This window comes from Flavobacterium sp. Arc2, from assembly GCF_041431385.1.
Taxonomy (GTDB): Bacteria; Bacteroidota; Bacteroidia; order Flavobacteriales; family Flavobacteriaceae; genus Flavobacterium.
The window spans coordinates 1-16,022 of sequence record NZ_JASMRH010000005.1 but is presented as its reverse complement, the minus strand read 5'-3'; the positions used below and the strand labels follow the sequence as shown (position 1 = coordinate 16,022).

General features: G+C 33.6%; 19 protein-coding genes. 18 read left to right on the top strand and 1 reads right to left on the bottom strand.

Annotated elements, in window-relative coordinates; all coding sequences use genetic code 11:
* The first annotated feature begins 3 nt into the window (after positions 1-3).
* The 8 genes from QO182_RS04360 to QO182_RS04325 all read left to right on the top strand — a co-directional run bounded on the left by QO182_RS04360 (position 4) and on the right by QO182_RS04325 (position 4,915).
* The gene (locus tag QO182_RS04360) at positions 4-513 is read left to right on the top strand and encodes a hypothetical protein (RefSeq protein WP_371536195.1); all 510 of its coding nucleotides are present in this window, start codon (positions 4-6) and stop codon (positions 511-513) included.
* A 175-nt stretch (positions 514-688) separates the two neighbouring features.
* A complete protein-coding gene (locus QO182_RS04355) occupies positions 689-883 on the top strand; it encodes a hypothetical protein (RefSeq protein ID WP_371536192.1) in 195 nt (64 codons plus the stop codon).
* Positions 884-956: 73 nt separating this feature from the next.
* Entirely contained in the window at positions 957-1,349 is a 393-nt protein-coding gene (locus QO182_RS04350) for a hypothetical protein (RefSeq protein WP_371560100.1), read from the top strand.
* A gap of 333 nt (positions 1,350-1,682) precedes the next feature.
* Positions 1,683-2,114 carry a hypothetical protein gene (locus tag QO182_RS04345; RefSeq protein WP_371560098.1) on the top strand — a complete coding sequence of 144 codons (432 nt, stop codon included), beginning with the start codon at positions 1,683-1,685 and terminating at the stop codon, positions 2,112-2,114.
* Position 2,115: 1 nt separating this feature from the next.
* Complete coding sequence (locus tag QO182_RS04340; RefSeq protein ID WP_371536184.1) at positions 2,116-2,574, top strand: MarR family winged helix-turn-helix transcriptional regulator; 459 nt, start codon at positions 2,116-2,118, stop codon at positions 2,572-2,574.
* Between the two features lie 24 nt (positions 2,575-2,598).
* Entirely contained in the window at positions 2,599-3,231 is a 633-nt protein-coding gene (locus tag QO182_RS04335) for a nitroreductase family protein (protein ID WP_371560096.1), read from the top strand.
* Positions 3,232-3,488: 257 nt separating this feature from the next.
* A complete protein-coding gene (locus QO182_RS04330) occupies positions 3,489-4,028 on the top strand; it encodes a GNAT family N-acetyltransferase (protein WP_371560094.1) in 540 nt (179 codons plus the stop codon).
* 83 nt (positions 4,029-4,111) lie between these two features.
* Positions 4,112-4,915, top strand: a complete 804-nt coding sequence (locus QO182_RS04325; protein ID WP_371560092.1) for an O-methyltransferase — start codon at positions 4,112-4,114, stop codon at positions 4,913-4,915.
* Positions 4,916-4,973: 58 nt separating this feature from the next.
* Here QO182_RS04325 and QO182_RS04320 read toward each other — a convergent pair whose 3' ends face one another.
* Positions 4,974-5,633 (bottom strand): hypothetical protein, encoded by a 660-nt coding sequence (locus QO182_RS04320; protein WP_371536173.1) that lies wholly within the window; start codon positions 5,631-5,633, stop codon positions 4,974-4,976.
* A gap of 418 nt (positions 5,634-6,051) precedes the next feature.
* Between QO182_RS04320 and QO182_RS04315 the strand changes: the two genes are divergently transcribed.
* The 10 genes from QO182_RS04315 to QO182_RS04270 all read left to right on the top strand — a co-directional run bounded on the left by QO182_RS04315 (position 6,052) and on the right by QO182_RS04270 (position 15,812).
* Complete coding sequence (locus tag QO182_RS04315; protein WP_371536171.1) at positions 6,052-6,738, top strand: ABC transporter ATP-binding protein; 687 nt, start codon at positions 6,052-6,054, stop codon at positions 6,736-6,738.
* 147 nt (positions 6,739-6,885) lie between these two features.
* Positions 6,886-7,743 carry a RimK family alpha-L-glutamate ligase gene (locus tag QO182_RS04310; RefSeq protein ID WP_371560090.1) on the top strand — a complete coding sequence of 286 codons (858 nt, stop codon included), beginning with the start codon at positions 6,886-6,888 and terminating at the stop codon, positions 7,741-7,743.
* A 54-nt stretch (positions 7,744-7,797) separates the two neighbouring features.
* Positions 7,798-8,367: a cob(I)yrinic acid a,c-diamide adenosyltransferase gene (locus QO182_RS04305; RefSeq protein WP_371536166.1), complete on the top strand. Its 570-nt coding sequence runs from the start codon at positions 7,798-7,800 to the stop codon at positions 8,365-8,367.
* Between the two features lie 163 nt (positions 8,368-8,530).
* Entirely contained in the window at positions 8,531-8,752 is a 222-nt protein-coding gene (locus tag QO182_RS04300) for a DUF2795 domain-containing protein (RefSeq protein ID WP_007138072.1), read from the top strand.
* 84 nt (positions 8,753-8,836) lie between these two features.
* On the top strand, positions 8,837-12,184 hold the full coding sequence (gene secA, locus QO182_RS04295) for a preprotein translocase subunit SecA (protein WP_371560088.1): 3,348 nt from the start codon (positions 8,837-8,839) through the stop codon (positions 12,182-12,184).
* A gap of 695 nt (positions 12,185-12,879) precedes the next feature.
* A complete protein-coding gene (locus QO182_RS04290; RefSeq protein ID WP_371560087.1) occupies positions 12,880-13,314 on the top strand; it encodes a hypothetical protein in 435 nt (144 codons plus the stop codon).
* A gap of 177 nt (positions 13,315-13,491) precedes the next feature.
* The gene (locus QO182_RS04285) at positions 13,492-14,094 is read left to right on the top strand and encodes a transposase (RefSeq protein ID WP_371560085.1); all 603 of its coding nucleotides are present in this window, start codon (positions 13,492-13,494) and stop codon (positions 14,092-14,094) included.
* Between the two features lie 482 nt (positions 14,095-14,576).
* Positions 14,577-14,771, top strand: coding sequence for a hypothetical protein (locus tag QO182_RS04280; RefSeq protein ID WP_371560083.1), 195 nt, complete (start codon positions 14,577-14,579; stop codon positions 14,769-14,771).
* Positions 14,772-15,063: 292 nt separating this feature from the next.
* The gene (locus QO182_RS04275; protein ID WP_371560081.1) at positions 15,064-15,378 is read left to right on the top strand and encodes a hypothetical protein; all 315 of its coding nucleotides are present in this window, start codon (positions 15,064-15,066) and stop codon (positions 15,376-15,378) included.
* Between the two features lie 239 nt (positions 15,379-15,617).
* The gene (locus QO182_RS04270; RefSeq protein WP_371560079.1) at positions 15,618-15,812 is read left to right on the top strand and encodes a hypothetical protein; all 195 of its coding nucleotides are present in this window, start codon (positions 15,618-15,620) and stop codon (positions 15,810-15,812) included.
* The last annotated feature ends 210 nt before the right edge of the window (positions 15,813-16,022 follow it).

Genomic DNA, 16,022 nt, shown 5'->3' with positions numbered 1-16,022 from the left:
GAAATGACACATTGGCGAGAAATGGATTATAGAGTTGAAAGTTTGACTTTAATAATAACTGGACTTGAAAATTCAATTCAAACAATAGTTAAGAAAAATAAAGAATTTGATTGGTATGATGGAATTTGGATGAGAGAAGAAAGCGAACCAATTTATGGACTCGCTTTTATTGCTTTTCAAAATTATATAAATGGTAGTATCAACGATTTATTTGACAAGCCTGAAAATAAAGTACAATATTATAAAAAAGATAATAAGTATAAAGATTTTGAGAGAAATCAGATTGAATTAATAATTGGACTTGCTAATTACTACAAGCATAAAGATGCAAAATTTCATAATGGAACAGCTGAAATATTAAAATCATTTAATTTAGATATTAATAGTGAGAACGTCGTGGATAATTCTCCAATTTTTGAAGGTTTAGAACTTCTTAATTTTGAATGGAATCTATTTGAAATCAAAAAAATAGTTACAGATTACAGAAAAAAACTTTTAGAAATAGCTCCATAAAAACACAGCATAAACCAGCTATTACAACGGATTTGAGCAATAGGTTTAATGGAAAGATGGTTTGCATTTGGGATGATTGGACAAATCCGAAAATTGGGCTTAATTTAGTCCTAAACCCGCTCTATTATCAGAACGTTTTAGCCAATTTCAGGAAAAACCCTGTAAATAAATAGAAATGACAAAAGAGGAGATTTTAGAAAAAGTAAAAAAGGTAGATGGACTCGGAGGAATGACCGTCAACGAAAGATTATATGTGTCTGGATTAATGGAAACGTTTGATAAAGCAAAAAGGAAAGACAAAGAATTCGCACGATTTATTTTAGAAACTATTCGGCTTGACAAGCAATCAATCGATAAAATTTTAGGTTAATATGAGCCCTGACGTCCCCATAATAATATTGATACTGGCATTTCCAATTTATTTTCTAACTAATTGGTTTTTAATGCGATTTAAACTAGGAAATGAGAATAATAGAAAATATTTAGCCATCATTCCTACAGTTATATTAAGTCCTCTATTATATATTGGAATTATAATGATTTGGATTTTTTCAGTTTCTTATTATCCCAAGATCGACTTTAACAAGCAAGAATGGAATGAAAATAAGGAAGAGAGATACAAAATGTCAAATGACATCATTAAAAGCGAAATATTGATTGGAAAAACAAAGGAAGAAGTAATCGAACTTTTAGGTGATGATTTTTATTTTTACGATGAAAGCCATATTGCGTATGATTTAGGGTTTGTGCCTGGATTATTCAATATTGACCCAGATGTTTTGGACATCTATTTTGAAAAGGGTAAAGTAACTAAAGTTGGACAACATGAAACTTAAAAAAAAATTGGCTACAACCGCCGTTTGCCTATATGGCGGGTTTAGGCTTAACTTAAGCGTGGTCTTGTAATCTAAAAACTGACCAATAAACACCTACTCCATTCTTAAACTAAAATTTAATCTTTTTAAAAATTACGGAACGCAAATGCTCCTAAATATTACCAACTAAGCTAGAACAGATTTATAATCTTTATCAATACGGAGGAGGACCTCTAAATAAAAAACCTCCTTCGTCAAAATAATAAGTTTACCCGCAAATAAATCGCAAGCACAAAACAATTAACTACATTTGCATCGCACGCGACACAAACGCCTGCGATAAAAATAAAAACAATGAGTAAAACTATAGAAACTACGTTAACGCAAAATATTTTCAGAATTCTACTGGCTTTTTTTATGGTCTATGCTGGATTCAGTCACCTTACTTTTAATAGAGTCGACTTTCAAGCACAAGTACCAGACTGGCTGCCGCTAAGCAAAGACTTGGTGGTGGTACTATCAGGTATAGTAGAAATAGCATTGGGTCTCGGTTTGGCTTTTTGGAAAAAAGAACGAGCAACATTTGGTTGGGTACTAGCGCTCTTTTTCGTTTTAGTGTTTCCTGGTAATATTGCGCAATACCTCGACCACAAAGATGCCTTTGGAGCTTTAGATTCAGATAACGCACGTTTAATACGTCTGTTTTTCCAACCCGTACTGATTGTCTGGGCTTTATGGTCAGCAGGTTCGTATCAAGCTTGGAGAAATAGTAAAACAGCCGACTAATATGGATGATGCTCAATTAAAATTAAGCAGTCAAGTCTGTTTCCCGCTCTACTCTGCTTCCCGTTTGATTACTAAGGCCTATAAACCTTACTTAGACGAAATGGGGATTACCTATCCACAGTATTTGGTATTAATGGTTCTCTGGGAAAACGATACCCTTTCTGTAAATCAGATTACAGAAAAGCTCCTCCTGAATACCAACACTCTTTCGCCATTGCTAAAACGCATGGAAAAAATGGAACTGCTACAACGCAATCGCTCTGAAACAGATGAAAGAAGTGTTATTGTAACGCTTACAGAAAAAGGGAAAAACTTAAAAGACCAAGCAAAGCCCATTCCTGACAAACTCATCAAAGTATTACTTACGGAGAACGTCAACGTTGACGATGTGATTCAGTTAAAAGAGATGCTGAATAAATGGATTAAAGTACTCACAGAAGACAACAAAAATTTAGAATAAAACAATAAAATAAAAACAGACACTATGGAATTATTAGACAAATTAAAGTGGAGATACGCTGCTAAAGCGATGAATGGTAAAAAAGTACCACAAGAAAAAATTGATAACATAATTGAAGCAATATCGCTTGCTCCTACCTCAAGTGGTTTACAACCGTTTGAAGTAATTGTAATTACAAATCAAGAAGTAAAAGAAAAAATTAGACCTATCGCTTGGAATCAATCTGTAATCACTGATTGTTCCCACTTATTTGTATTTGCAGCTTGGGATACCTATACAGCAGAACGCATTAACAAAATGTTTGATTTGACAAACTCAGTTCGTGACATGAAAAACGAAGGATGGGAAAATTACCGCCAGATGTTATTAAACAGTTATCCGCAAAAGGATGCTGAAGAAAACTTTAACCATGCTGCTAAACAAGCTTACATTGCATTTTCTCAAGCTATTGCTGCTGCCGCTTTTGAAGGAGTTGACAGTACGCCATTAGAAGGTTTTGATGCTGATGCATTAGATGAAATATTAGGCTTAAGAGCTAAAGGACTTAGAAGTTGCGTTATGCTTCCTGTGGGCTATAGAGATACTGAAAATGACTGGTTAGTTAATCTTACTAAAGTGAGAAAAAGCAAGGAAGATTTGGTTACTTTAATTGATTAGTAATAGCAAATTTATCATAATAAAAAGCGGTGTGGGTATTAACTCAAACCGCTTTTTTTTTCGAACATTTGTACTTCCTAAACACAGTATCGCGGGAATACCATGGTGTAAAAATCGTAACGTACGATTTAAAAAATCCCTCTCAATACTTCGACGTCCTTTTACCTTCGTCAAAAAAGCAAGTCAATAGATAAATAAAATAGGGTTCTGTATAACCAAATTTTAATTATATTCGTTCATTACAAAACTAAATCAAAATGAACTTCAACCCATTTCCAGAAATAAAATCAGAACGCCTTTTACTAAGAGAGATTGAGGAATCAGATGCGGCAGTTATCTTATACTTACGCTCTGACGAAACGATTAATCAATTCATCGAAAGACCAGAAAATAGAAAAACGAAAACTATCGAACAAGCGCTTCAATTTATCGTAGGAATAAACGAAAACCTTCATAATACTAAGTCGGTTTCTTGGGGAATCAGTTATAAAAATGATCCCCAAATTATTGGAACAATCTGTTTGTGGAATTTCTCAGAAAACAACACAATAGCCGAAGTAGGCTATAATCTAATTCCTAATTTCCAAAATAAAGGAATTATGAGTGAAGCACTAAAATGCGTTATTGATTTTGGATTCAATGAGTTAAACCTTGATAAGATAGAAGCTTTTACGCACAACAAAAATGAGCATTCTAAAAAATTATTAGAAAAAAGTGGCTTTCATTTTATGGAACACAGAAAAGAGGAGGACAATGCTGCTAATAGCATTTATGAACTTAGTAATAACAATCGCTAACCAATTGCAATATAAAATTCCGCAATTATAAAATGCCTTTGTATCTTCGCGCTTCCTTTGTGACAATTTGTGTAATAAACGCTATGCTATTCCAAATCAAATCTTACCTAAAATTCCTTTGGCACTCTAAAAACGAGCATGCCGTGCACTCTCCTTTTGTATTCACTTTGATTACTAAATGTTTTTATGACCACAAGCCAAAACCGGAGTACCAAGTTTTAAAAGAATATAGGAAGGCACTTTTAGAAAATAAAAACACCATAGATGTAACTGATTTTGGGGCAGGTTCTAAAGTCTTTAAATCAAACACCAGAGAAATCGCTAGAATTGCTAAAACAGCAGGAATCACACAGAAACGAGGAGAACTATTATTGCGAATTATAACTTATTTCCAGCCTGACACTATTTTAGAAATCGGTACGTCTTTAGGACTGGCTACTTCTGCCCTAGCCTTAGGATCTCAAAACAGCGAAACGAAAACAAAAATAACAACGCTTGAAGGCTGTCCAGAAACATCAAAAATTGCCCAAGAGCAATTAGAAAAATTCGGCTTAACCAATGTCGAATTTGTAATAACTGAATTCAATAATTATTTCAAAAAATGGAATCAATCACTGAATACTGCAACGCAAAAAATTTCCTTAATCTACTTCGACGGAAACCATCAAAAAAAAGCTACACTAGATTACTTTGAGCAACTATTGCCCACAATAACAAATGACACGGTGTGGATTTTTGATGATATTCACTGGTCTCGACAAATGGAGGATACTTGGGAAACGATAAAAAAACACCCAAAGGTTACGGTAACTATTGATACTTTTCAATGGGGATTTGTTTTCTTTAGATACGAACAGCCAAAAGAACATTTCATCATCAGAGTTTAGTAAACAAAAAAAAGACAGCCATCTCTGACTGTCTTTTCTAACTTGAATAAGTAAAACCTTATTGTTTAGCTTTTTCCATTTCTTCTGTTTTTGCTCCCATTCTGTTCAATGTGTACATTGGTGCAAATTTCAATTTTAATCCTGCAATTTTTCTGTTATCTTCAGAAGAAAGTCCTTCTTTTTCAACAGTATTTTTTCTACTATCTAATGCTTCATACATCAATTTGATTTCATCCCAGTCTTCACGAGAATACTTGTCTTTATTATCTTCAACTGTATGAACAAATTGTTGGTATACACTATGAATGTTAGCAGCGTTTACCCAACCAAAATTCATATCCTCACCAATTTTTCCTTCACCAAACAATGAATTTCTCATTTGTTGTTTAGAACTTGGAGCTGATGCTGCCATTTCTGCTTGCATTCTAGCTTGTAATGCAGCATATTTTGCTTTACTTGCTTCTATTTTTGCTTTAGCTTCTTCATTTTCTTTTAAATCTGAAAGTGCCGTTTCAGCTTGACTGCTTCTTACTTCATACGTAGCCTCTATTGAAGACCAGTTTGCTTTAGCATCCATTGAAGCTACATTTTCTAATGAGTCAACATAAACAACATAAGACTCTACTGTTTTATTCGCTGCTTCTGTTTTCTCATCTTTACAAGATGTAAATCCTAAGGCTATAACCGCCATACCTAATACTAAATTTGTACTTTTCATAATGTTTGATTTTATATTTGTTAAATATTATGAAGCGAATGTACTGCGGATTGTATTGCATTCAATATAAACATGTTAATTATATAAACTATTTACACAATTATGAAATAAATCAAAACCAACAAGAGATTGAGACCAAATAAGCAGTATATCAGCCTGTAAATTCTAAACTATCCTTCAATCAAACAGCTACTATTATATAGAGCAAATAGTAGGGTAGTATCTAGTGCCTATTTAAAGAACAATTAGTACTAGTTAAAATTACCTTACCTATAAGGAGTGGTTCCCTTTAAAGATAAAGATTGCTATCTATTATTTTTTTTGTAACAAAAATGTATTTTAGGCAACTTACCTTTAATTCAAAAGTGTTTTGTACTTTTAAAATTCAAAAAACATAAATCATCAATTGCAAATAACAATGTCAGATCCATTAATAAAAATAACCAATATCAAAAGAGATTTTGTCCTTGGTAACGAGATTATTTATGTCCTAAAAGGTATTGATTTAAAAATTAATAAAGGCGAATATGTAGCACTGATGGGACCTTCTGGTTCTGGAAAGTCCACCTTGATGAATCTTTTAGGTTGTCTAGACACACCCACATCTGGTACTTATATTTTAAATGGTAAAGATGTAAGCAAGCTGAAAGATGATGAATTAGCCGAAATTAGAAATAAAGAGATTGGTTTTGTTTTTCAGACTTTTAATCTATTGCCTCGCACCACTGCGCTGGCTAATGTCGCTTTGCCTATGATTTATGCTGGATATTCTAAATCAGAACGAACTGCTCGCGCCGCCGAAGTGTTAGAGCAAGTCAACCTAGGGGACAGAATGGATCACCAACCCAATCAATTATCAGGTGGACAACGCCAGCGTGTAGCCATTGCCAGAGCCTTAGTCAACAAGCCCTCTATCATTCTCGCAGATGAACCTACAGGAAATCTAGACAGTAAAACCTCTGAAGAGATTATGAAGCTTTTTAATGACATTCATGAACAGGGCAATACCGTTATTTTAGTAACTCACGAAGAGGAAGTTGCCGCTTACGCCCATAGAATAATTCGTTTACGCGACGGTATGGTGGAAAGCGATATCACAAAATAGTTTTTTTTTCAGGAGCTTTTTCCGGCTATCCATTACAATCTTTTTTATCCTGAACTGCATTCAGGATAAAAAAGGATTTTCACTTCTATCCGGGCTAGGAGAATCATTTCCAAAATAGCATCCACTAACCCATTACACTATTCGAAAATGAAAATTGCCTTACTAACCTGCAAAAAACTGCCTGAATTAACGCCACAAGACCAACTTTTAATTCCAGAATTGGCTAAGCACGCTATTACTGCAACCGCTGAAATTTGGGATGATGCAAATATAAATTGGACTGATTTTGATTATCTAGTTTTTAGAAATACCTGGGATTATTTCGAAAAAGAAACCGAGTTCAACCTTTGGCTTGACCAAATAGAACAATTAGGAATTCAAACACTCAATCCTATTGCAATTATAAAACAGAACAAACACAAGTTTTATTTGCGTGAAATGGAAGAACAGGGAGTCAAAATACTTCCTACGGTATTTATAGACAAAACCAATACCCTCAATCTAAAAGAATTGATACCATCCCACTGGAAAAAAGCGGTACTAAAACCAGCCTTTTCTGCTGGATCCTATCTCACTGAAGTCTTTGAAACAGCCGAAGTTGATAAAATAAACACTCAATATAAAATCATAGCTTCTGAGAAAGAATTACTGTTACAGGAATTTATGCCTGAGATTCAAACCGTAGGCGAAACTTCTTTTGTATTCTTTAATAAAAAATTCTCGCACGCAGTCAATAAAAAACCCGTACCCGGTGATTTTAGAATTCAAGTACAGTTTGGAGGAATATATAGACTAAGATATCCTGATGCCAAATTGATCGCCAAAGCTCAAAAAATTGTAGACACGTTTAAAGGAAAATTATTATACGCCAGAGTCGACGGAATTGTAATTGACAATGAACTACATCTCATGGAGGTAGAATGCATTGAACCTGATTTATATTTTAACCTTAGTGAAGGTTCCTTAGAACGATTTGTTAACGCCATAGTGGAATTAATAAAGTAAATTTGGTGTTCCTTGGAAAACAAGAAAATCCACGAATAAACAAATAAACAACAAATGAAAGTATATACTAAAACTGGTGATAAAGGAACCACTTCCTTATTTGGCGGAACGAGAGTTCCAAAAGACCATATTAGAATTGAAAGTTATGGAACTGTAGACGAATTAAATTCACATATTGGATTAATTCGCGATCAAGATATGGATGCACACTATAAAAAGATACTAATCGAAATTCAAGATCGCCTTTTTACCGTAGGTGCTATTCTAGCCACTCCTCCAGAAAAGGAAGTGATGAAAAATGGCGAGTTACGCCTTAAAAATCTTGGTATTGCTGAAACTGATATCGAATTATTAGAAAATGAAATTGACTCAATGGAAGAGGCACTTCCGCAAATGACTCATTTTGTATTGCCCGGCGGACATACTACTGTGTCATATTGTCACATAGCAAGATGCGTCTGCCGTCGCGCAGAGCGACTTGCCGTTCATTTAAGCCATAATGAGCCGGTAGCTGAAATCGCAATTAAGTACCTGAACCGCCTTTCTGACTATCTTTTTGTATTGGCACGAAAATTGTCTCATGACTTGCAAGCTGAGGAAGTTAAATGGATTCCGCGCAAGTAATCAGTTAGCAAAAAAATAGTAATCAGTGACAAACTGAAGACTAAAAAACGATTACTGAACACTAAAAATAAAACGTTCTTAAATTTTTTTATAAAATAAATAGATTTTTACTTGCCTTTTTCGGTAAAATTTTTATTTTTGCACAAAACTAAACCGACAAAAAATGTATTGGACATTAGAATTAGCATCTTATTTAAGTGATGCACCGTGGCCTGCTAACAAAGACGAACTTATTGACTACGCTATACGTGCAGGAGCTCCGTTAGAAGTGGTAGAAAACCTACAGTCAATTGAAGACGAAGGTGAGATATATGAGTCGATGGAAGAAATTTGGCCGGATTACCCTACAGACGAAGACTATCTTTGGAATGAGGATGAATATTAAAAAATAATCAAAGAAAAAGTCTCAAAAGAGGCTTTTTTTTTGGTTAAGTTTACATTTTAAATAAATTAGAAATACAAATATATTATGAGTTTCATAAATAGCATTATTAAAGCCTTTGTTGGAGACAAGTCCGAGAAAGATGTTAAGGCTTTGCAACCTTACCTTGACAAAATCAAGTCTTTTGAAATTAGCCTTATCGCTCTTTCACATGACGAGTTAAGAGAGCGTACTTACTTTTTTAAGGAAAAAATAAAACTAAACCGTGCAGGAATCGATGCTAAAATAGCAGCGCTTAAATCTGATGTTGAAGCGGTTGAAGATATTGATAAAAGAGAAGATATCTATCTTGAAATCGATGCTTTAGAAAAAGAAGCTTACGAATTATCTGAAAAAACTTTAATGGAAATCCTTCCTGAAGCCTTTGCAGTAGTAAAGGAAACAGCAAGACGTTTCAAAGACAATTCAGAGATTACTGTAACAGCAACTGCTATGGACAGAGAGTTTTCTGCAACTAAAGCTTACGTTAGCCTTGAGGGTGACAAATCAGTTTGGCAAAACAAATGGAATGCTGCTGGGAAAGAAATTACCTGGGATATGATTCATTATGATGTTCAGTTAATTGGTGGTATGGTTCTTCACGAAGGAAAAGTAGCAGAGATGCAAACGGGTGAAGGAAAAACATTAGTAGCAACTTTACCAATATACTTGAATGCATTAACTGGAAACGGAGTGCATTTAGTAACGGTGAATGATTACTTAGCTAAACGTGATAGCACGTGGAAAGCACCTTTATTCGAATTTCACGGTATGACTGTGGATTGTATTGACAATCACCAACCAAGTTCTGAAGGAAGAAAAAAAGCATACAATTCTGATATTACATACGGTACAAATAACGAATTTGGTTTTGATTATCTTAGAGATAACATGACACATTCGCCAGATGATTTAGTACAAAGAAAACACAATTATGCTATTGTCGATGAGGTCGATTCTGTATTGATTGATGATGCAAGAACTCCGCTTATTATATCTGGTCCAGTACCACAAGGAGATCGTCATGAATTCAATGAATTGAAACCAAAAATTGAAAACTTAGTTAGTTTACAACGTCAATTAGCGAATGGTTTTTTATCTGAGGCTAAAAAATTACTTAAAGAAGGAAAAACTAAAGAAGGTGGGTTCTTACTTTTAAGAGCATACAGAAGTATACCTAGAAACAAAGCTTTAATTAAGTTTTTAAGTGAAGAAGGAATCAGACAATTGCTTCAAAAAACAGAGAACACTTACATGCAAGACAACAATCGCGAAATGCACAAGATTGATGAAGCCTTGTATTTTGTAATTGAAGAAAAAAACAACCAAGTAGAATTAACTGATAACGGAATTAAATTCCTTTCAGGAGATACGGATTCTGACTTTTTCGTTCTTCCAGATATCGGAACTGAAATTGCTGCGATCGAAAAGAAAAAATTAGACAAAGATGCTGAAGAAGAGGAAAAAGAAAAATTATTCCAAGACTTCGGTATAAAAAGTGAACGTATTCACACTTTGACTCAACTTTTAAAAGCCTACAGCCTTTTTGAAAAAGATGTAGAGTATGTAATCATGGACAATAAAATCATGATTGTTGATGAGCAAACAGGTCGTATCATGGATGGTCGTCGTTATTCTGATGGATTACACCAAGCGATTGAAGCTAAAGAAAATGTAAAAATCGAGGCTGCAACTCAAACTTTTGCTACCGTTACTTTACAGAATTACTTTAGAATGTACAACAAACTTGCTGGTATGACGGGTACTGCTGTTACTGAAGCAGGTGAGTTATGGACAATATACAAATTGGATGTAGTAGAAATTCCTACTAACAGACCAATGGCAAGACAAGACAAAGAGGATTTTATTTATAAAACGACTCGTGAAAAATTCAATGCTGTTATTGAAGATGTAACACAATTATCAAATGCAGGAAGACCAGTTCTTATTGGTACTACTTCTGTTGAGATCTCTGAATTATTAAGCCGTATGCTTAAAATGAGAGGTGTTACACACAATGTCTTGAATGCAAAAATGCACAAACAAGAAGCGCAAATCGTAGAAGAAGCAGGAAAAGCCGGAGTGGTAACCATTGCAACTAATATGGCTGGTCGTGGAACCGATATCAAATTAACTCCCGAAGTAAAAGCAGCTGGTGGACTTGCAATTGTGGGTACAGAGCGTCACGATTCACGTCGTGTTGACAGACAGTTGAGAGGTCGTGCTGGTCGTCAAGGAGATCCAGGAAGTTCTCAATTTTATGTTTCTCTTGAAGATAACTTAATGCGTTTGTTTGGTTCTGAAAAAGTAGCCAAAGTAATGGATAGAATGGGACTTGAAGAAGGTGAAGTAATTCAGCATTCTATGATGACTAAATCTATCGAGCGCGCACAGAAAAAAGTAGAAGAAAATAACTTTGGTGTTCGTAAACGTCTATTGGAATACGATGATGTTATGAACGCACAACGTGAGGTAGTTTACAAACGTCGTCGTCATGCTTTATTTGGAGAACGTTTGAAACTAGATATTGCTAACATGTTATACGATACATGTGAGTTAATTATTCAAAACGCAAAAGCAACTAATAACTTCAAAAACTTTGAATTTGATTTGATTCGTTACTTCTCCATCACATCTCCAGTTATTGAGGCTGATTTCATGAAAATGACTGAAATTGAATTGACAGGGAAAGTATATAAAGAAGCTTTAAAATACTATCAAGAGAAAACAGAACGTAGCGCAAGAGAAGCGTTTCCTATTATCAAGAATGTATACGAAGATAAAAACAACCAGTTTGAACGTATTGTAGTTCCATTTACTGATGGTGTAAAATCATTGAGCGTGGTTACTGATTTGAAAAAAGCATACGAGACTGAAGGAAAACAACTTATTGCTGATTTCGAGAAAAACATCACTTTATCAATTGTAGATGAAGCTTGGAAAAAGCATCTACGCAAAATGGATGAATTGAAACAATCAGTTCAACTTGCCGTTCACGAACAAAAAGATCCTTTACTTATCTATAAATTTGAAGCATTTAACTTATTCAACGCGATGTTGAACGGTGTAAATAAAGAAGTGATTTCCTTCTTATTCAAAGGAGATTTACCACAGCAAAGTGCTCCCGAAATTCAAGAAGCTAGAGAAGAAGTTCGTCCAAAAGAAAATTTGCAATTAAGCAAAGACGAAATTCCAAATAGCGAAAGTGCAAATCGTGAAGCTGGTGAAACGCAACAACGTCAAGTTACAGAAACTATCGTGAGAGATATGCCAAAAATTAATCGTAATGACACCATTACCATTCAAAATGTGGCTAACGGTCAAACACAAGAAATGAAATACAAAAAAGCCGAAAGCTTAATTGCTACTGGCCAATGGGTTGTTGTAAACGGATAACAACACTATTTCATCATAAAATTAAATTCCTCAATTACGAAAGTAGTTGGGGATTTTTTTTATCCTGAATTTATCCTGAATTTATTTCAGGATCTCTTTCAGGATCTCTTTAAGGATCTCTTTTATGAGCTATTCCCGCCATTCGTTACAAGCTATTTGGCTTCAAACCCTTTTTCTAAGCGCTGGCAGGAGCTTCCTTTGGTCGCTCTGCCGCCACAAGAAAAAAGTGGTTTTCAACCTGCATAGGCTTTTCACTACTGTCAGGGCTAAATGTTATGTGCTAAAATGAACTTGATTGTGGTTTCCCGTAATAATACTGCTGTCAAAGAATATATCTTTGAGTATAACTTATTTACAAGATGTATTTTCCCACTGATTAAGTTATATATTTGATAATAGATAAAGTCTAACTCTAGCCAGACATATCTACCCAAATTAGGGTGGATTAGAGCCATTTTATGGCTAGCATATACAAGTTAGTAGTAATAAGCCCCCTCCGCAAAGTGTAGCTGCTGCGCAAATGTCTCTGACTTTGCGCAATTTTACTGTTTTATTATAAACGTAAATACCCTAAAAGTCTCCTGACTTTTACACAAAAACAAGCTGCGACAGGTTCAGGAAATCTAGATCTTGAAGAAAAATTTTGTTTTATAATTATGAAAATATAAACTAATAATGTTGTGAAAACCCTTGGAATGAAAAATGTTATTTACATATTATTCTTACTCTTGAGCCTATCTATAATTGGGCAAACTAAAAACATAAAAAAGAATTTTAGAGTTGAATTATTAACTATTGAGAAAAAGACTAAAGACACTTTAATTGGAACATTTACTGAAATATATTCGGGTAATAAAAGAATTGAAGCAAAATGTTGCACTGATTTTTATGGGGTTGACATTTTTTATATTGATCCTGAAAAAATTGTCGACAATAGAATTTATATGAAATTTTATGGACGAAGATGCAAAACATACAAAAAGAAATTTATAATCAAAGGTGACCTAAAAGCAACAATTTATCTTAAATATGGAAAAACATTATATAATAGTAAAATAGAGGACTTTGAAATGATGTTTAAAAAGTTAAAAATAGAACCTTACACTTTTAAGTGCGGAACAATTGATTAACTCTCCGCCCCCGCTCCGCAAAGTGTAGCTGCTGCGCAAAGTCAGAGACTTTGCGCAATTTTAGAATCTTATTGTATACGAAATCGTCTTAAAAGTCTCCTGACTTTTACATAAAAACGTTCTTATTAAAAGTCAAGACAATCCATTTTTAATGTAATTTTATTAAAAATTTCACAAATGAAAGAAGGTTACGTGATTAGAGACCAGACATTACCACATTTCATAACTGCGACCGTAGTGGACTGGATAGATGTATTTACTAGACCAACATACAAAAATTATGTTATTGAATGTCTAGATTTTTGTATAAAAAATAAAGGAATGATTTTATATGGTTATGTAATTATGAGCAATCATATTCATCTCATTGTACAGTCAGAAAACGGTCATTTATCTGACTTGATACGAGATTTTAAAAAATTTATTGCCAAATCAATTTTAGATAAAATTCAAACAGAACCAGAAAGTCGTAGGGAATGGATGTTAGAACGATTTAAACTAGCAGCCGAAAAACATACTCGCAATAAAAATTACCAGTTTTGGCAATATGGCAATCACGCTGAAGAAATATATTCAAATCCATTTATGTGGTCAAAGTTAGATTATATCCATCTTAACCCTGTTAGAGCAAGAATTGTGGAAAAAGCATCTCATTACATTTATTCAAGTGCTACTAATTATGTAAATGATGAGGGACTAATAGTAATAGAAAAAGCGACTAACCCTGTTGTTGACGTTTTGAATCCTAACGCATTTACAAAGTATAATCAACAATATTAGAATAAAGTCAGGAGACTTAGTGACGTTTTATTTCATAAGAACATTTTTAGAATTTCGCAAAGTCAGGAGACTTTGCGAAGCGGGGAAAATTAGACTAAATTAAGAATTAATCATAAAAATAATTAATATATGGGATGGGTAGCAATAGGTTTAACAATTGTTTTCATAGGTTGGATTTTGTATCGACTTTTTATTAAAAAGGACTTAAGTAAAAATTTAAACAATTTATATTTTGGGCTATTTTTTATAGCAATATGGTTGTCATATTATTTGTTTATTATTACTTTTTTTTAAAGTCTTTTTAATTAATCGCTAAATACTTTAAGAAAATAAATTATTATCCACAGCTCCGCAAAGTGTAGCTGCTGCGCAAACGTCTCTGACTTTGCGCAATTTTACTGTTTTAATATAAATGAAATCGTCTTAAAAGTCTCCTGACTTTTACATAAAACGTTATTATTAAAAGCCAAGACAATCCATTTATGTGGTCAAAGTTAGATTATATCCATCTTAACCCTGTTAGAGCAAGAATTGTGGAAAAAGCATCTCATTACATTTATTCAAGTGCTACTAATTATGTAAATGATGAGGGACTAATAGTAATAGAAAAAGCGACTAACCCTGTTGTTGACGTTTTGAATCCTAACGCATTTACAAAGTATAATCAACAATATTAGAATAAAGTCAGGAGACTTAGTGACGTTTTATTTCATAAGAACATTTTTAGAATTTCGCAAAGTCAGGAGACTTTGCGAAGCGGAGTACACAATTTTAAGAAATCACCTACAATAATTATTAACTTAAAAAAAAATAAAAAAATATATTTTAATACTAATTATAGCTTTAGGTCTAAAATCAACCGCACAAAACTCTATTCCAAGATTTGTCAAACTAACAACAACTGAAAAAAAGTCTATTGCACAAAAACTTGATTGGCATGATGGTACTATCTTAATAATAAATTTCATAATGCCTTTAGAGTCATCAGCTACCAGCACAATAGAAGAAACTACTGTTGCCTACTGGAATGATTTTTACAAAAATTTCGATTCTGAAAAAATTAAAATAAAATTAGTCTATTCAGACTGTACGGGAAGGAAACAAATAAAAAACAGCAAAATCATCAACATCGATGAAGATGAAATTATTCGTTCGACTTTTTTTCCAAGGGACAAAACGTGTTCGGGAGTAGCTATTCTAAATAAAAAAGGTGACTTTAAAATAAAAAGTGGCAAATACACTCAAGAGAATGTTAGCGAATTAATATCTCAATTGGAGAATTAATAATAATAATAATTACTCTGCGACGACAACCTACTTAAACTAGAAATCAAATCGTAGCGTTTGTAACGCGGTCTATTAAAACATAGATTTCCTGCTTCCCCCGCTCAGCAAAGTGTAGCTGCTGCGCAAATGTATCTGACTTTGCGCAATTTTACTGTTTTATTATAAACGAAATCGTCTTAAAAGTCTCCTGACTTTTACATAAAAACGTTCTTATTAAAAGCCAAGACAATCCATTTATGTGGTCAAAGTTAGATTATATCCATCTTAACCCTGTCAGAGCAAGAATTGTCGAAAAAGCATCTCATTACATGTATTCAAGTGCCACTAATTATGTAAATGATGAGGGACTAATACTAACAGAAAAAGCGACTAATCCTGTTGTTGACGTTTTGGATCCTAACGCATTTACAAAGTATAATCAACAACATTAAAATAAAGTCAGGAGACTTAGTGACGCTTTTATTTCATAAGAACATTTTTAAAATTTCGCAAAGTCAGGAGACTTTGCGAAGCGGGAAAAAATTTAGAGACTTTAGTCTACAACGTAGTTGCGGATTTTTTTATGGTACCATCTCATAAAGTGTGTAAGTTAAAAAGTTATTCTGAAAATTTGAGCTAACTCAAAAGCTCAAAAATTTTCG